The sequence below is a fragment of the Citrobacter sp. RHBSTW-00986 genome (assembly GCF_013783065.1).
GTDB classification, from domain to species: Bacteria; Pseudomonadota; Gammaproteobacteria; order Enterobacterales; family Enterobacteriaceae; genus Citrobacter; species Citrobacter braakii.
Genome location: NZ_CP056200.1, coordinates 1,379,249 through 1,395,602, shown reverse-complemented (window position 1 = coordinate 1,395,602; position 16,354 = coordinate 1,379,249). Strand labels below are relative to the sequence as shown.

Annotated in this window: 17 protein-coding genes; 7 read left to right on the top strand and 10 right to left on the bottom strand. The window is 54.4% G+C overall.

The features are described 5' to 3' along the window. Window positions 1-2: 2 nt before the first annotated feature. The 8 genes from fdx to trmJ form a co-directional block, all read right to left on the bottom strand. Window positions 3-338, bottom strand: coding sequence for an ISC system 2Fe-2S type ferredoxin (gene fdx, locus HV345_RS06910; protein ID WP_003037690.1), 336 nt, complete (start codon window positions 336-338; stop codon window positions 3-5). Between the two features lies 1 nt (window position 339). Continuing rightward, window positions 340-2,190, bottom strand: a complete 1,851-nt coding sequence (gene hscA / locus HV345_RS06905; protein ID WP_181636421.1) for a Fe-S protein assembly chaperone HscA — start codon at window positions 2,188-2,190, stop codon at window positions 340-342. 15 nt (window positions 2,191-2,205) lie between these two features. Beyond that, window positions 2,206-2,721: a co-chaperone HscB gene (gene hscB, locus HV345_RS06900; protein WP_016154008.1), complete on the bottom strand. Its 516-nt coding sequence runs from the start codon at window positions 2,719-2,721 to the stop codon at window positions 2,206-2,208. Between the two features lie 108 nt (window positions 2,722-2,829). After that, complete coding sequence (iscA, locus tag HV345_RS06895) at window positions 2,830-3,153, bottom strand: iron-sulfur cluster assembly protein IscA (protein ID WP_003835203.1); 324 nt, start codon at window positions 3,151-3,153, stop codon at window positions 2,830-2,832. 20 nt (window positions 3,154-3,173) lie between these two features. Next, on the bottom strand, window positions 3,174-3,560 hold the full coding sequence (iscU, locus tag HV345_RS06890) for a Fe-S cluster assembly scaffold IscU (RefSeq protein ID WP_002913991.1): 387 nt from the start codon (window positions 3,558-3,560) through the stop codon (window positions 3,174-3,176). Window positions 3,561-3,585: 25 nt separating this feature from the next. Beyond that, window positions 3,586-4,800: a cysteine desulfurase gene (gene iscS, locus HV345_RS06885; protein ID WP_016154009.1), complete on the bottom strand. Its 1,215-nt coding sequence runs from the start codon at window positions 4,798-4,800 to the stop codon at window positions 3,586-3,588. A gap of 167 nt (window positions 4,801-4,967) precedes the next feature. Further along, the gene (gene iscR / locus HV345_RS06880; protein WP_005120405.1) at window positions 4,968-5,459 is read right to left on the bottom strand and encodes a Fe-S cluster assembly transcriptional regulator IscR; all 492 of its coding nucleotides are present in this window, start codon (window positions 5,457-5,459) and stop codon (window positions 4,968-4,970) included. A 217-nt stretch (window positions 5,460-5,676) separates the two neighbouring features. Beyond that, a complete protein-coding gene (gene trmJ / locus HV345_RS06875) occupies window positions 5,677-6,408 on the bottom strand; it encodes a tRNA (cytosine(32)/uridine(32)-2'-O)-methyltransferase TrmJ (RefSeq protein ID WP_016157139.1) in 732 nt (243 codons plus the stop codon). Window positions 6,409-6,526: 118 nt separating this feature from the next. Between trmJ and suhB the strand changes: the two genes are divergently transcribed. After that, on the top strand, window positions 6,527-7,330 hold the full coding sequence (suhB, locus tag HV345_RS06870; RefSeq protein WP_016157140.1) for an inositol-1-monophosphatase: 804 nt from the start codon (window positions 6,527-6,529) through the stop codon (window positions 7,328-7,330). Between the two features lie 82 nt (window positions 7,331-7,412). Here suhB and HV345_RS06865 read toward each other — a convergent pair whose 3' ends face one another. Both HV345_RS06865 and HV345_RS06860 read right to left on the bottom strand, forming a co-directional pair. Then, window positions 7,413-8,393 carry a nickel/cobalt transporter gene (locus HV345_RS06865; RefSeq protein WP_016157141.1) on the bottom strand — a complete coding sequence of 327 codons (981 nt, stop codon included), beginning with the start codon at window positions 8,391-8,393 and terminating at the stop codon, window positions 7,413-7,415. Continuing rightward, complete coding sequence (locus HV345_RS06860) at window positions 8,384-9,022, bottom strand: DUF1007 family protein (protein WP_181636420.1); 639 nt, start codon at window positions 9,020-9,022, stop codon at window positions 8,384-8,386. Before HV345_RS06860 ends, HV345_RS06865 begins: the two co-directional genes overlap by 10 nt. A gap of 420 nt (window positions 9,023-9,442) precedes the next feature. On the opposite strand from HV345_RS06860, the gene HV345_RS06855 reads away from it, so the two are divergent. From HV345_RS06855 to HV345_RS06830, 6 genes are all read left to right on the top strand, one after another. Next, a complete protein-coding gene (locus HV345_RS06855; RefSeq protein WP_003037665.1) occupies window positions 9,443-10,426 on the top strand; it encodes an autoinducer 2 ABC transporter substrate-binding protein in 984 nt (327 codons plus the stop codon). A 103-nt stretch (window positions 10,427-10,529) separates the two neighbouring features. Continuing rightward, on the top strand, window positions 10,530-12,038 hold the full coding sequence (locus HV345_RS06850) for a sugar ABC transporter ATP-binding protein (protein WP_016154014.1): 1,509 nt from the start codon (window positions 10,530-10,532) through the stop codon (window positions 12,036-12,038). Next, entirely contained in the window at window positions 12,031-13,020 is a 990-nt protein-coding gene (locus HV345_RS06845; protein ID WP_008785467.1) for an ABC transporter permease, read from the top strand. Before HV345_RS06850 ends, HV345_RS06845 begins: the two co-directional genes overlap by 8 nt. Before the next feature lies 1 nt (window position 13,021). Next, window positions 13,022-13,975: an ABC transporter permease gene (locus HV345_RS06840; protein WP_003037658.1), complete on the top strand. Its 954-nt coding sequence runs from the start codon at window positions 13,022-13,024 to the stop codon at window positions 13,973-13,975. 17 nt (window positions 13,976-13,992) lie between these two features. Continuing rightward, window positions 13,993-15,630 (top strand): FGGY-family carbohydrate kinase, encoded by a 1,638-nt coding sequence (locus HV345_RS06835; RefSeq protein WP_003847100.1) that lies wholly within the window; start codon window positions 13,993-13,995, stop codon window positions 15,628-15,630. Continuing rightward, window positions 15,627-16,226 carry an SIS domain-containing protein gene (locus HV345_RS06830; RefSeq protein WP_047358248.1) on the top strand — a complete coding sequence of 200 codons (600 nt, stop codon included), beginning with the start codon at window positions 15,627-15,629 and terminating at the stop codon, window positions 16,224-16,226. Before HV345_RS06835 ends, HV345_RS06830 begins: the two co-directional genes overlap by 4 nt. Window positions 16,227-16,354 lie beyond the last annotated feature (128 nt).

The window sequence follows — 16,354 nt, the reverse complement described above, 5'->3', positions numbered from 1 at the left end:
TGTTAATGCTCACGTGCATGATTGATTGTGTAACGTGGGATTTCGACCACTAAATCGTCCTCGGTTACCCGTGCCTGACAGCTTAAACGGCTCTCCGGCTCCAGTCCCCAGGCTTTATCCAGCATGTCGTCTTCTTCTTCTGTGCTTTCCGGCAAAGAATCAAAACCTTCACGTACGATGCAGTGGCAGGTCGTGCAGGCACAGGATTTTTCACAGGCGTGTTCAATCTCGATACCGTTACGCAGGGCAACGTCGAGAATGGTTTCGCCGGTCTCAGCTTCCAGAACTGCGCCATCGGGACAGAGATCCTGATGAGGCAAAATAACAATCTTTGGCATATTAAACCTCGTCCACGGAATGGCCTTTCAACGCGCTACGGACGGATTTGTCCATACGGCGAGCGGCGAATTCCTGGGTTTGTTTGTCTAAGTTTTTAATGGCTTGTTCTATCGCGTCAACATCGTCACCCTGTGCTACCTCGCTCAAGTGCGCGGCGGCGGTGTCGATAGCCTGACGTTCTGCGGCGCTTAACAGCGCGGCATCAGCGTTCAGCGCACCGGATAAACTCTCCAGTACGCGTGCCGCTTCGACTTTCTGTTCTGCCAGCATACGAGCTTTAACGTCCTGCTCGGCAAAACTCATCGAATCCTGAATCATGGAGGCGATTTCACTGTCGGTCAGACCGTAGGACGGTTTGACCTGAATCGAGGACTCAACGCCGGTGGATTTCTCCATAGCGGTGACGCTCAGCAGCCCATCAGCATCGACCTGGAAGGTCACGCGGATATGCGCGCCGCCTGCCGGCAACGCCGGGATACCGCGCAGCGCAAAACGCGCCAGTGAACGACAGTCCTGCACCAACTCACGCTCGCCTTGCATCACGTGAATGGACATCGCGGTTTGGCCATCTTTAAACGTGGTGAAGTCCTGCGCGCGCGCCACCGGGATAGTGGTGTTACGCGGGATCACTTTCTCCACCAGACCGCCCATGGTTTCCAGTCCCAGAGACAGCGGGATAACGTCCAGCAGCAGCATTTCGCTGTCCGGTTTATTCCCGACCAGAATATCCGCCTGGATTGCCGCACCGATAGCGACCACTTTGTCCGGGTCGATAGAGGTCAGCGGCGTACGGCCAAAGAATTCACCGACGCGTTCACGTACCAGCGGCACGCGCGTTGAACCACCGACCATTACCACTTCCAGCACATCCTGCGGCTCAACGCCCGCATCTTTCAGCGCACGGCGGCAGGCCAGCAGCGTACGTTTAACCAGTGCGGAAATGAGTTCATTAAAGGTTTCACGGGTGATTTCACCCTGCCATCCCGCCACGTTAACCGTCACAGAATCGGCGTCGCTGAGTGCGATTTTCGCTGCAATCGCGGCATCCAGCAGCTCGCGCTGTACGCGGTTATCGCTGCGATCGGCAACGCCCGCCTGCTCGCGAATATAGTCGGCCAGCAGATGGTCAAAATCGTCGCCGCCCAGCGCGGAATCACCACCGGTCGCCAACACTTCGAACACGCCGCGACTCAGGCGCAGAATAGAAATATCAAAAGTACCGCCGCCAAGGTCATAGACCGCGATCACGCCTTCCTGACCGGAATCCAGGCCATAAGCGATCGCCGCAGCGGTCGGTTCGTTCAGCAGACGCAATACGTGCAGGCCCGCCAGACGCGCGGCGTCTTTCGTCCCCTGACGCTGTGCATCGTCAAAGTAAGCCGGAACGGTGATCACTACGCCATCCAGTTCGCCGGACAACGATTCGGTTGCCCGCGCGGCCAGCGCTTTCAGAATGTCAGCGGATACGCGCACCGGATTAAGCAAACCGGCAGCGGTTTCAATCATCGGCAGGCCGTTTTCGCTCGCCTGGAATGAATAAGGCAGATGTGGGTAACGCGCCTGGATATCCGCCAGAGAGCGGCCCATCATGCGTTTTACCGAGCTGACGGTGTTTGCCGTATCCTGCGCTGCATTGGCGCGGGCATCGTAACCGACCGAGTAGCCCTGTTGCTGATAGTGAACCACTGACGGCAACAGGTGGCGACCTTCATGATCTGCCAGCGTTTCGGCCTGGCCGCTGCGTACGGTCGCAACCAGGGAGTTGGTGGTGCCTAAATCGATACCGACCGCCAGACGACGCTGGTGCGGCGCGGCGCTCAGACCAGGCTCACTAATTTGTAATAAGGCCATTTTCGCTTCCGGAAATTAAAAATCGAGCAGTTTTTCTTCGAGTTGTTCTGCACTGCTTCGCAGTTTATCGAGAAAACGCAGCTTACGCACGGTATCTGCCGCTGCGTCCCACGTCTCGCTATCCAGCTGTTCCACCATCAGTTGATGGCGAACGTTGTACATTTCGCTGACGCGTTGCATAAACGCATCCAGCCGTTGATTGTCTTTTGCCTGTTCAATCTCGTCCAGCTCTTCGCGCAGCTCCAGCTGTTCCATCAGAAACGCGGTATCGCGCACCGTGTGCTGCTCGCTGCGGATATCAAAGCCGTGTAAAGACAACAAGTATTCGGCGCGCATCAAAGGATGACGCAGCGTTTGCCAGGCCTGGTTGATAGTGGCGGACTGCGAAACCGCAGCAAGTTGTTCCGCCTGAGAACCGCTGGCGAATTTATCAGGATGATACTGACGTTGCAGATCCTGAAAACGTAGGCTCAGCGCCTGAGTATCGAGCTGATAACGGGCCGGTAAGCCAAAGAGGGTGAAGTAGTCCATAACATTCTCAGGGCATCGATTCTCTGTTGTTCGATGAGGCAAAACCAGAGAGTCAGGTAAAACAAACCCCACGCGCAGGCGACCACGGTGGGGTTATCAGTAAGCGCGTTACACGTGGAAGCTTTCGCCGCATCCACATTCGTCTTTCACGTTCGGGTTAGTGAACTTAAACCCTTCGTTCAGACCTTCTTTGACGAAGTCTAACTGCGTACCGTCGAGGAATTGCAGGCTCTTACCGTCGATCACGACTTTTACGCCTTTGTCTTCAAACACGGTATCTTCAGCCGCCGGCTCGTCAACAAATTCCAGTACATAAGCCATACCTGAGCAGCCGGAGGTTCTCACGCCCAGACGCAGACCAAACCCTTTACCGCGGTTTGCCAGGAAGGTATTTACACGCGCTGCTGCACTGTCGCTTAAGGTAATCGACATAATAAAACCTCAACTCTTAATTATTTTGCTTCACGTTTGCTTTTGTAATCCGCAATCGCGGCTTTAATCGCGTCTTCAGCCAGAATAGAGCAGTGAATTTTCACTGGTGGCAGTTCAAGCTCGTCGGCGATATCGGTATTTTTGATCGCCTGTGCTTCGTCCAGAGATTTCCCTTTTACCCATTCGGTAACCAGAGAGCTGGAGGCAATAGCGGAACCGCAGCCGTAAGTCTTGAAACGCGCGTCTTCAATGATACCCTCATTGTTGACTTTGATCTGCAACTTCATCACGTCGCCACAGGCCGGTGCACCCACCATGCCGCTGCCCACGTTCTCGTCGCTGTTGTCAAAAGAGCCCACGTTACGTGGATTCTCGTAATGATCGATTACTTTTTCGCTATAAGCCATGATGAATTCTCCTTATCGGTACCGATTAGTGATGTGACCATTCAATACTGTTCAAATCCACGCCCTGTTTGAACATTTCCCACAGCGGGGAAAGGTCGCGCAGGCGGCCGATGGAGTTGCGAACCAGATTGATGGCGTAGTCAATCTCTTCTTCGGTAGTAAAACGACCTAAAGAGAAACGAATTGAGCTGTGTGCCAGCTCGTCGGTCATCCCCAGCGCGCGCAGCACGTAGGATGGCTCCAGGCTTGCAGAGGTACATGCAGAACCGGAGGATACAGCCAGGTCTTTCAGCGCCATAATCAGCGACTCGCCTTCAACAAAGTTGAAGCTGACGTTGAGAATGTTCGGCGCGCCCTGCTCGAGGTCACCATTGAGGTACACCTCTTCCATATCTTTCACGCCGTTCCACAGACGGTTACGCAGAGTGCGCAGGCGCGCCATCTCGGTTTCCATCTCTTCTTTGGCGATACGGTAAGCTTCACCCATCCCAACGATTTGGTGCACAGGCAGCGTACCGGAACGCATACCGCGCTCGTGACCGCCGCCGTGCATCTGCGCTTCAATACGAATACGCGGTTTACGACGAACGTACAGCGCGCCGATACCTTTCGGGCCATAAATTTTGTGGCCAGAGAAGGACATCAGATCAACTTTAAGTTGGCTCAGATCGATAGGCAGTTTGCCCACGCTCTGAGTCGCATCAACGTGATAGATGATACCGCGGGCACGGCACATTTCGCCGATGGTTGCGATATCCTGTACCACGCCGATTTCGTTGTTAACGTGCATGATGGAGACCAGAATGGTGTCGTCACGCATTGCCGCTTCAAGTTCTTTCAGGTCGATAATGCCGTTACGCTGCGGGGCGAGGTAGGTCACTTCAAACCCTTCGCGCTCCAGCTGACGGCAGGTGTCCAGCACGGCTTTGTGTTCGGTTTTGCTGGTGATGATGTGCTTGCCTTTTTTCTGATAAAAGTTGGCTGCACCTTTAATCGCCAGGTTATCGGATTCCGTCGCACCGGAAGTAAAGACGATTTCACGCGGATCGGCACCGACCAGATCAGCGATCTGATTGCGGGCGATATCTACCGCCTCTTCAGCTTGCCAGCCGAAACGGTGTGAACGGGAAGCTGGGTTACCAAAGTTTCCGTCCAGGGTCAGACACTGCATCATTTTCTCGGCAACACGCGGGTCCACCGGCGTGGTTGCGGAGTAGTCGAGATAGATCGGTAATTTCATTGCTCTATAAACTCCGTACATCGCTTCAATGCAAGGAATCAGGCAACCGGCTGGATGTACGACCGAGTTAACGGGGCGTCTGGCACCCCGGCCTGATTCTGAAATACTTTTTACGCTTCATCTTTCTGGCGGCCTTGATGCAACCAGAAGATATTGCGTAATTTTTATTAGGCACGCAGTTTGACGTCGATAGCGTCTTGCGTGCGGGTGCTGCGTGGAGCGTCATGTGTGTGCTGGCGACCAGACACATCCAGGACTTCCTGATTATTCACCAGTTCGCCCAACGTAATGTTGTTGAGGAAACCGGTCAGACGATCGCTCAGATCGCGCCACAGCGCGTGGGTCAGGCATTTATCGCCGCCCTGACAACCGCCTTTGCCCTGGCAACGGGTCGCGTCTACAGACTCGTCAACAGCGCTAATCACTTCACCTACTGCGATGCTGCCGGCATCTTTACCCAGCAGATACCCGCCGCCTGGTCCACGTACGCTGGAAACCAGACCGTTTTTACGCAAACGGGAAAACAGCTGCTCCAGATATGACAGGGAAATTCCCTGACGTTCAGAAATATCAGCCAACGGTACCGGGCCCGTTTCGGAGTTGAGCGCAACGTCCAACATTGCGGTCACGGCATAACGCCCTTTTGATGTCAGTCTCATGTCTTACTTAGCCTCAAACTCGCCCCTGCCCGGGGTTTTTTATTGTAAAATGGGGGTATTGCATAGCAGGGGCAAGTCTGACATTCCCGACTAAATCAGTCAACTATTTACTTGACTAATTTAGTCAGGTATTTAACCTTCAGTGCCATTTTCATTTACCGGATGGCGCTTCGCTAATCCGGCCTGGAAATCGTGCAGCCATCCGGCATCAAGACGCTTACTTGCCTTTATTCTGCTGCTCTATAGAAGCTAAAATTCCGCGCAAAATGTTCAGCTCCTGGCTCTCAGGACGCGCACGAGTGAACAGACGGCGCAGCTTGTTCATCACCTGCCCCGGATGTCCTTCGCGGATAAACCCGGTCGACAGTAGCGTTTGTTCCAGATGACCGTAAAAACGCTCTAAATCATCGACCAGCGGATACTCAGCTTCTTCGTATTCTGCGGTCTTGTCGCTTTCCTGCGTTGCCAGCCAGGCCATGCGAACTTCATAAGAGATGACCTGCACCGCCATCGCCAGGTTGAGCGAGCTGTATTCTGGGTTCGCGGCAATGGCGACGTGATAATGGCACTTCTGCAGCTCTTCGTTGGTCAGGCCAACGCGTTCACGTCCAAACACCAGCGCCACCGGCGAGTTCGTTGCTTCAGAGACGCTTTTTAAACCGCATTCACGCGGATCCAGCATTGGCCACGGCAGCGTACGGGAGCGCGCGCTGGTACCCACCACCAGGCTGCAACCCGCCAGCGCTTCATCGAGAGTATCGACGATCTGCGCGCTGCCGATCACATCGCTGGCACCTGCCGCCAGGGCGATGGCCTGGGAGTCCGGTTTAACCAGTGGATTTACCAGCCACAGATTAGTTAAACCCATGGTTTTCATTGCGCGGGCCACAGAGCCCATGTTGCCAGTGTGAGAGGTTTCCACCAGCACGATTCGAATATTTTGCAGCATTGTATTTCTTCGGCTAAAGATTATTCGGGCATATTATCATAAAACGAAGACATATTCCGAACTCGCTGCTATACTCTGCGCCGTTTTCCCGTTCTTTAACATCCAGTGAGAGAGACCGATGCATCCGATGCTGACCATCGCCGTGCGCGCAGCGCGCAAGGCGGGTAATGTAATTGCCAAACACTACGAAACGCCAGACTCTGTAGAAACCAGCCAGAAAGGCAGCAATGATTTCGTGACTAACGTCGATAAAGCCGCCGAAGCGATTATTATCGAAACAATTCGCAAATCTTACCCACAGCACACCATCATCACCGAAGAAAGCGGTGAGCATGTTGGTGAAGATCAGGATGTTCAATGGGTTATCGATCCACTGGATGGCACCACCAACTTCGTAAAACGTCTGCCGCACTTCGCGGTTTCCATCGCAGTACGCATTAAAGGCCGTACTGAAGTCGCCGTTGTTTACGATCCAATGCGTAACGAACTGTTCACCGCAACCCGCGGCCAGGGCGCACAGCTGAACGGCTACCGTCTGCGTGGCAGCACCGCACGCGATCTGGACGGCACCATCATCGCCACCGGTTTCCCGTTCAAAGCGAAACAGCACGCCACGTCTTACATGAAAATTCTTGGCAAGATGTTTACCGAGTGCGCTGACTTCCGCCGCACAGGTTCTGCTGCGCTGGATCTGGCTTACGTTGCCGCTGCACGCGTTGACGGTTACTTCGAAATCGGTCTGAAACCATGGGATTTCGCCGCAGGTGAGCTGATTGCTCGTGAAGCAGGCGCACTGGTTTGCGACTTCACCGGCGGTCATAACTACATGGCGACTGGCAACATCGTTGCAGGTAATCCGCGCGTAGTGAAAGCCATGCTGGCTAACATGCGTGACGAACTGAGCGACGCGCTGAAGCGTTAATTCAGTACAGCCCGGTGGTGTCATGCTTACCGGGCCACGTGTTGATACAGGCCGGATAAGGCGTAGCGCCATCCGGCTTTGATTAAAACGGTCTAATCCCTCGCCCCACCGGCACCGCGCTCACCCACATCACTACCGCAGCAGCAATCAGCACCGCACCACCGGCTAATGCCAGCGTCGTCCAGCCAATCTGTCGCCACAGCACCGGCGCTTTATGTCCGCTAAGTCTCACCGCCAGCGAGCGGAAACTGTGTACCAGCAAAGCCAGTGACGTAATCGTCAAAGAGGTTCCTGCCGCCATCGCCAGCGCCGACGCCATGCCCCAGCTAAAAACGCCAACCACTTTGCTAAACAGTAAAACCATAATTGCCCCGGAGCATGGCCGCATTCCCATAGACAAAACGATCATCAGCCGGGCGCGCCAGTCATCACCGCTTTGCAACTGTTCAGGATCAGGCAAATGCTGATGCCCACAGCCACAGCCCTCGTGATGCACATGGTGCGGCGTGAAGGCGGTAAATTTCGGGCGACGCAGCAACTGGCGCAATTTCTTCAGCGCACGGACGCACAATAAAACGCCCAACACGCCAACCAGCGCATAACTCCCTTTCTCCAGCCAGAAACTACTCATATGTAGCTGTCGTGCAGGCAACTGCAAAATGGTGAGCACCACAACCACCAGCCCGATGGCGACCAGTCCCTGTAATAAAGATGAGGCCAGCGTCAGGCCAATACTCGACCTCAGCTTCGAGGGATGCGTTGCCAGCCAGGTGGTAATGACGACTTTTCCATGTCCTGGTCCCAACGCATGCAGCACACCATAGAGAAAACTAAACAGCAGCAGCGATCCCCCGGCCTGGGCCGGATTGGCGGCAACGGCTTTCAGCAAACCGCTCATCTGCTGGTTAACGTCGCGCTGCCAGACGACACTTTTCATCATCACCTGCGGCCAGGCCTGCCATAGCCACAGTATGCCGACTGCAGCCAGCAGTAAAAACACCGCCAGCGGCCATAGCGTGAGCCAGCGGCGTCTGGCGGCGCGTTGTTGATAAACTACGGACATTGCAGCGTCACCGTCTGTGCAAACTGTTTACCCAATTCCATATCCTCCGGCGGTGCGTCTTCTTTATCCAGCGACTGCGCAAAGCTCAGCATTTGTTCATTCGGCGTCGGCGTATGTACTGAAATACGGCATTGCTGACTTATGGCCTGCGCCAGCCAGGCATCGCTGTCTTTGTCATAGCTCATATCAACGTAGTAGGTGGGGTCGAAGGTTGAAATGGTATATTTTTGACCGCTCAGCGGCTGAGCTTCCGCCAGCGGCAACACGAACGTCAGCACTGCCTGATGTTCTTCACGCTCCATGCCATATTCCGTCGGCCTGTTTTTGAACTTTACCTTTTTCCCGTCGTGCCACACTTCGGTGAAATAGTGCTGCCCGAGGACGTTGGCCATCACTTCTGCCGCCAGTTTTTTCCAGATCTCATCACCAGGTTTGGCATTTCCCGCATCGTAAAGCAGATCTGCCGAGGTGATTTCATCCATCGTCCAGCGCATTTTTAGCGCGACGAACTGCTCATTCTCGCTCACTATCTCGGTTTTCAAATGGATAAAGCTGTGGGGATGCGCACCTGCGCCAAAGGACAGGATCGCGAGAAACAACGTCATAATGATACGTTTAACGCCTTGCATGAGTTCTCCACGAGAAAAATCTACACCGCCACAAATAATGATGCCGTGTTTGGCGAAAGTGTGCTGAGGATACCATTGAACGAAAAAATGTTGAGCCTCCTTTTCCGGTATCGATTCAGTTCTCAATTTCAACAATTTCTTCTTCAGCAACATCCTCCCAAATACCTTTTCGTCGCCACAACTTAAGTAAAATGATAACAATTTGTTAATTTATGGTTTCATTTTAATGTTTTATTAACACTGAATTTAAATCCCTGAGTGTATTTCCGTGCAAATTTAACCAATATTTAACCGTTTATTTCCCATAAAATTACAATAATGGGCATAGATCACATTCACCAAACTTCTGATTCATTCCCTCTTCCATTCGTTGTTAACTTCACGCCGTGACATGTCCTGCCCCCTACGAAAGGTACAACTATGAAATTCAAACTCGCATTACTCAGTGCAACCCTGGTTTCTGCATGCATGTTGTCCGGCACGTCCTTTGCGGCGGAAAAATATGAAATTGCTGTGGTTGCCAAAGTCACCGGGATTCCGTGGTTCAACCGGATGGAAACCGGTGTTAATGAAGCAGCAAAAAAACTGGATGTGAATGCTTACCAGACCGGGCCTTCCACGCCGGATCCGGCACAGCAGGTCAAAGTGATTGAGGATCTGATCGCCAAAAACGTCAATGCCATCATCGTGGTACCGAATGACGCCAAGGTCCTTGAGCCAGTACTGAAAAAAGCGCGCGATAAAGGCATTGTCGTTCTGACGCACGAATCCCCGGATGAGCAAATTGGCCAATGGGATATCGAAACCATCGATAGTGAAAAATACGCGCAGGCCAACGTCGATGAGTTAGCAAAAAATATGGGCGGCAAAGGGGGTTACGCCATCTATGTCGGTTCACTGACGGTGCCGCTGCATAACGCGTGGGCGGATTATGCAATTAAGTACCAGAAAGAAAAATATCCGGAAATGTTTGAGGTCACTTCACGTCTGCCGGTTGCGGAAAGCATCGATAAATCCTACGCCACGACGCTGGACCTCATGAAAACTTATCCGCAGATGAAAGGCATTATCGGTTTCGGCTCGCTGGGTCCAATCGGTGCGGGTCAGGCTGTGCAGAAAAAACGCGCCAAAGATAAAATCGCCGTTGTCGGGATCGCAATGCCAGCACAGGCTGCACCTTACCTGATGCGCGGTGATATCAAAAAAGCGCTGCTGTGGGATCCAAAAGACGCGGGCTACGCGCTGGTAACGGTTGCCGATCAGCTGTTGCAGGGCAAAGAAGTTAACGCCGACCTGAGTATCGATGGTTTAGGGAAAGCCGATATCGACACGGAGAAGAAAGTGATCCGCTTTAACAAGATCCTCGAAGTCACCAAAGACAACGCACAATCACTTGGTTTCTAAGGCTTTAGCCAACACCAGGGAACCTTAACGCCGGCCGTCTGGCCGGCGCTATCAACCAAACTAACACTCAGCGTCCATCCGGGCGCTCGCAGGGGTATTGTCCATGGCAGACACCACCGCATTTATCACTCTTGAGAATATCAGCAAACAATTCCCGGGCGTGCTGGCGCTGGATAACGTGAATCTGACGCTGAGAAAAGGCGAAGTTCACTGTCTGGCGGGTCAAAACGGCTGTGGTAAAAGTACCATTATTAAAGTGATCTCCGGAGTTTATCATCCGGAAAAAGGCGCGCAGATTTTACTCGATGGCAAATTGTTCCATCACCTGACGCCGCAGCTCTCTTCCCATTATGGCATTCAGGTTATTTACCAGGACCTGTCGTTGTTCCCTAACTTTAGCGTCGCGGAGAATATCGCGGTCAACCGCTATCTGCCCGGTGGCGATATCTGGGTACGTCGTGGCGCCATGAAGCAGCAGGCGCTGGCAGCCATGAAGCGCATCGGTGTGAACATCGATCCCGATAAAAAGGTTGAAAAACTCTCGATTGCCGACCGACAACTGGTCGCCATTTGCCGGGCGATTGCCGCCGATGCGCGTCTGGTGATTATGGACGAGCCTACCGCCTCACTAACCCGTCAGGAGGTTAATGGCCTGCTACGGGTCGTTAACGAACTAAAAGCTGCCGGAATTTGTGTAGTGTTTGTCAGCCACCGTCTGGATGAAGTGATGGAAGTGGCTGACCGCATCAGCGTGATGCGCGACGGCAAACTGGTGGGCACTTATCCTGCCAGCGAACTCGACAGCCACGAGCTGGCTTTCCTGATGACCGGACAACGCTTCCACTATAGCCCGCTGCCGGAAAGACCCGCTATTGAGCAAGAGCCCCTGCTGGAGCTGCGCAACCTCAGCCGCAGAGGCAAATACCAAAACATTAATCTGTCGCTGCACGGCGGCGAGATTGTCTCCATTGTGGGGCTGCTGGGCGCCGGACGCACCGAACTTTGTCTGAGCCTGTTTGGCATGACGCACCCAGAAAGCGGTGAGATTCGCATTAACGGCCAGCCGGTCACTCTTCGCAATAACCATGATGCCATCAAACATGGGATCGGCTACGTCTCAGAAGATCGCCTGACGCAGGGGCTGATCATGGAGCAGTCGATCTACGACAACACCATCGTCACGGTGTTTGATCAACTGCATACTGGCAGCGGCCTGCTCGATCATCGTAAAGCGCAAAAGCTGGTCGCCGACTTGATCCGCGAGCTGAATATCAAAGTGTCCGATCCACACCTGCCGGTTAAAACCCTTTCCGGCGGTAATGCCCAGCGTATCGCCATTGCCAAATGGGTGGCGACTAATCCCCGCATCCTGATCCTCGACTCCCCTACCGTAGGCGTAGATATCGCCAACAAAGAGGGTATTTACCAGATAGCCCGCGATCTGGCGGAACAGGGTATGGCGGTGCTGATGATTTGCGATGAAATCCCGGAAGCGTATTACAACAGCCACCGCGTGCTGGTGATGCGTCGCGGCAGGCTGGTGGCGGAATTTAATCCTCATCAGTGCCGTGAAGAGGAGATTGCTGAAGTGGTCGAGGTAATCAATGAATAAGATGCATCTCTCCCGTTTAATCGGGCAACATGAATTTTGGCTGGGCCTGCTGGTTGTGGCCCTTGCCGTTGGGCTGAGCATCAGCACCGATGAGTTCTTGTCTTTGGGGAACCTGACGGATGTGGCTACCAGCTATGCGATTCTCGGCATCCTTGCCTGCGGGCTGTTTGTGGTACTGATTTCCGGCGGGATCGACATCTCATTTCCGGCGATGACCGCGATAGCCCAGTATGCGATGGCCAGTTGGGTTATCGGCCACGGCGGCAACTTCGCGCTGGCGTTAATCATCGCGATTGCGGTGGGCCTGTTGCTTGGACTTATTAATGGCTTCCTGGTCTACTGGCTGCGCGTTCCGGCCATCATCATTACCATCGCCACGTTGAACGTTTACTACGGTCTGCTGGTGTACGCCACCAAAGGCACCTGGCTGTACGGCTTTCCGGACTGGTTTATGAACGGCATCAATTGGTTCTCGTTCACCGCGGCGGATGGCTACGACTACGGCTTGACACTGCCTCTGCTGTGCCTGGCGGCTGTGATCATCTTTACCGCCGTGCTGATGAACTATACCCGTCTTGGCCGTCAGGTTTACGCCATGGGCGGTAATCGTGATGCGGCCTCGCGCCTGGGGCTGAATCTGCTGAAGCTGCATTTCTACGTGTATGGCTACATGGGCATTCTGGCAGGCGTTGCCGCCGTGGTTCAGGCGCAAATCACCCAGTCAGTTGCGCCCAATTCGCTGCTCGGCTTTGAGTTGACGGTGCTGGCGGCGGTCGTGCTCGGCGGAACCAGCATGAGCGGCGGACGCGGCACATTAACCGGAACACTGCTCGGCGTGGTTCTGCTGGCCTTCTTACAAAATGGCCTGACGCTGCTCAGCGTCTCCTCTTACTGGCACACCGTGTTCAGCGGCGCCATTATCCTGGTCAGCATTAGCGCCACGGCCTGGAACGAAAAACGCAAACTGGCAAGGGAGCTTTGAGATGAAAACAATCGCCAGATTTTTACCCGGTGATGCCATCATTCGTCTGCAATGCGTCATTATTGTGGTCGTCGCCCTGGTCTTCTCGGCCCTGCTCGGCAGCCGTTTTTTCAGCGTCGCTAACTTCCAGTCGATTGGCTCGCAACTGCCGATCCTTGGCATGCTGGCCCTCGGGATGGGCATGACCATGCTGACCGGCGGCATAAACCTGTCGATAATTGCAGGAGCGAATGCCTGCTCGCTGGTAATGGCGGCGATTATCGTCACCCATCCGGATAACCCGCTGTTTCTGGTGCTGGCGCTGCTGGCAGGCGCTGCCGTGGCGGTCGCAATCGGTACGCTCAACGGCGCGCTGATTGCCTGGGTCGGGGTTTCGCCGATTCTCGCCACGCTCGGCACGATGACGCTTATCTCCGGGCTGAATATTCTGCTTTCCAATGGGACAGTGATTTCCGGTTTCCCGACCGCCATTCAATATCTTGGTAACGCCACGATTGCCGGTATTCCGGTAGCGCTGCTGCTCTTTTTCCTGGTGGCAATCCTGCTGTGGGTACTGCTGGAGCACACCACGCTTGGGCGCAGTCTGTATCTCGTGGGTTCCAATGAACAGGCTACCCGCTACAGCGGCGTAAATACCGTCCGGGTACAAATTTCCGTGTACGTGATTTCTGCCCTGCTCGGCTGGGTCGCCGCCATTCTGATGATGGCAAAATTCAACTCGGCAAAAGCCGGATACGGTGAGTCATACCTGCTGGTCACCATCCTTGCCTCCGTCCTCGGCGGCATCAACCCGGATGGCGGTTTCGGGCGCATTATCGGCCTGGTACTGGCGCTGATTGTGCTGCAAATGCTGGAAAGCGGCCTTAACTTGCTGGGGGTCAGCAGCTATCTGACGATGGCCCTGTGGGGCGCGGTGCTGATCCTCTTTATCGCATTACAGAATCGTAAAGCCTGATTTCAGGAGAAAAAATTATGGCAAGTTACTTTATTGGTGTGGATGTCGGAACCGGAAGCGCCCGTGCCGGCGTGTTTGATCTCAACGGCAGAATGGTCGGCCAGGCCAGTCGGGCTATCGAGATTTACCGCCCGCAGGCCGATTTTGTTGAGCAGTCTTCCGATAACATCTGGCAGGCGGTGTGTAACGCGGTTCGCGATGCGATTAACCAGTCGGATATCAACCCAATCCAGGTGAAAGGTCTGGGCTTTGACGCTACCTGCTCACTGGTGGTGCTGGATAAAGAAGGTAAACCGCTGACCATCAGCCCGTCCGGGCGCAGCGAACAGAACATCATTGTGTGGATGGATCACCGCGCCATTACCCAGGCTGAACGCATTAACGCCCTGCATCATCGGGTGCTGGACTACGTTGGCGGCATTATCTCCCCGGAAATGCAAACGCCCAAGCTGCTGTGGCTGAAGCAGCATATGCCCAATACCTGGGCCAATGCGGGTTACTACTTTGATCTGCCTGATTTCCTGACCTGGCGCGCAACAGGCGATGACACACGATCATTGTGTTCGACAGTGTGTAAATGGACCTATATGGGCCATGAAGACAAATGGGATGCCAGCTATTTCCGCCAGATTGGGCTGGAAGACCTGCTGGAACATGATGCTGCCAAAATTGGTCGCTACGTGAAAACCATGGGCGAACCGCTCGGTCACGGGCTGTCCGCGCGCGCCGCCAGCGAAATGGGACTGATTCCGGGGACCGCAGTCAGCGTCTCGATAATCGATGCCCACGCCGGCACACTCGGTACGCTCGGCGCAAGCGGTGTTTCCGGCGAGGTGGCGGATTTTGACCGTCGTGTCGCGCTAATTGGTGGCACCTCCACCGGACACATGGCAATTTCCAAAGAGCCGCGTTTTATCGGCGGCGTCTGGGGCCCTTACTACTCAGCCGTACTGCCGGAATACTGGCTCAATGAAGGCGGACAATCAGCAACCGGGGCGTTAATCGACCACGTTATTCAGTCGCATCCGTGTTACGAAACCCTGCTGACGCAGGCTAAGTCTCAGGGGCAAACCATTTATGAAGTGCTGAATGCGCTGCTGCGCAAAATGGCTGGTGAGCCGGAAGATATCGCCTTTTTGACCCGTGACATGCACATCCTGCCCTATTTCCACGGCAACCGCTCGCCGCGCGCTAACCCCACGCTCACGGGAGCAATCACCGGACTGAAGCTGTCCCGCACGCCGGAAGATATGGCGCTCCAGTACCTCGCAACCATCCAGGCCATTGCGCTGGGAACGCGCCATATCATTGAAACGATGAACCAAAGCGGCTACACCATCGATACGATTATGGCCAGCGGCGGCGGGACGAAAAACCCGATCTTCGTTCAGGAGCATGCCAACGCCACCGGTTGCGCCATGCTGCTGCCTGAAGAGAGCGAAGCCATGCTGCTGGGCGGCGCCATGATGGGGACTATCGCTGCAGGCGTGTTCGACACGTTCCCGGAAGCGATGTCGGCAATGAGCCGGATTGGTAAAACGGTCACCCCGCAGACCAATCGCATTAAGCAGTACTACGATCGCAAATATCGGGTATTCCACGAGATGTATCAGGATCATATGAAATACCGCCAACTGATGCAGGAGGACGCATGAGTGACTCCTGGTCTCAGGCCACCGGCGTATTTCAGCTCTATAGCGATGCCCTCGCAGGTCTGGGACAACATCTGACTGAACCTGTCTGGCAGTCGCTAATGGCGGAGCTGCGCGGTTGCCAGGGGAAAATCGTCGTCACTGGCGTCGGTACATCCGGTATTGCGGCGCGTAAAGTTGCGCACATGCTCGCCTGCGTGGAACGTCCGGCGATTTACCTCAACGCGACGGATGCGGCGCATGGCGATCTCGGTTTTTTACGCGCCGACGACCTGGTCATTATGCTATCACGCGGGGGAAATTCGGATGAACTCACCCGACTGCTGCCCGGGCTGGCTGCGAGAAATGTGCCCATCCTGAGCGTGACTGAAAACGCCGACTCAGCCATTGCTAAAGCGTCAAGGCTGGTGATTTCCACCGGCGTCCAGCGTGAGGCCGACCCGTTGAACATGTTGGCCACCACCTCAATTTTACTGGTCCTGGCTATCTTTGACGCCGCCTGCGCCTGTCTGATGAGCGAAAGCGGTTACTCAAAAGAGACGCTATTGTCTGTACATCCCGGCGGTGATGTGGGATTAACGCTGAGCCGCGAGCAGTAACACCAGACCGCGCATTTCCACTCGTCTTCTCAACCCGTCACCCTCAGGCGGGTTTTTTTTATGTCTCAATAGAAGATAAAACAGTGAAAAAGCCAGTTAACGCGCTGCGTTCCACTCCTGCTATCTGT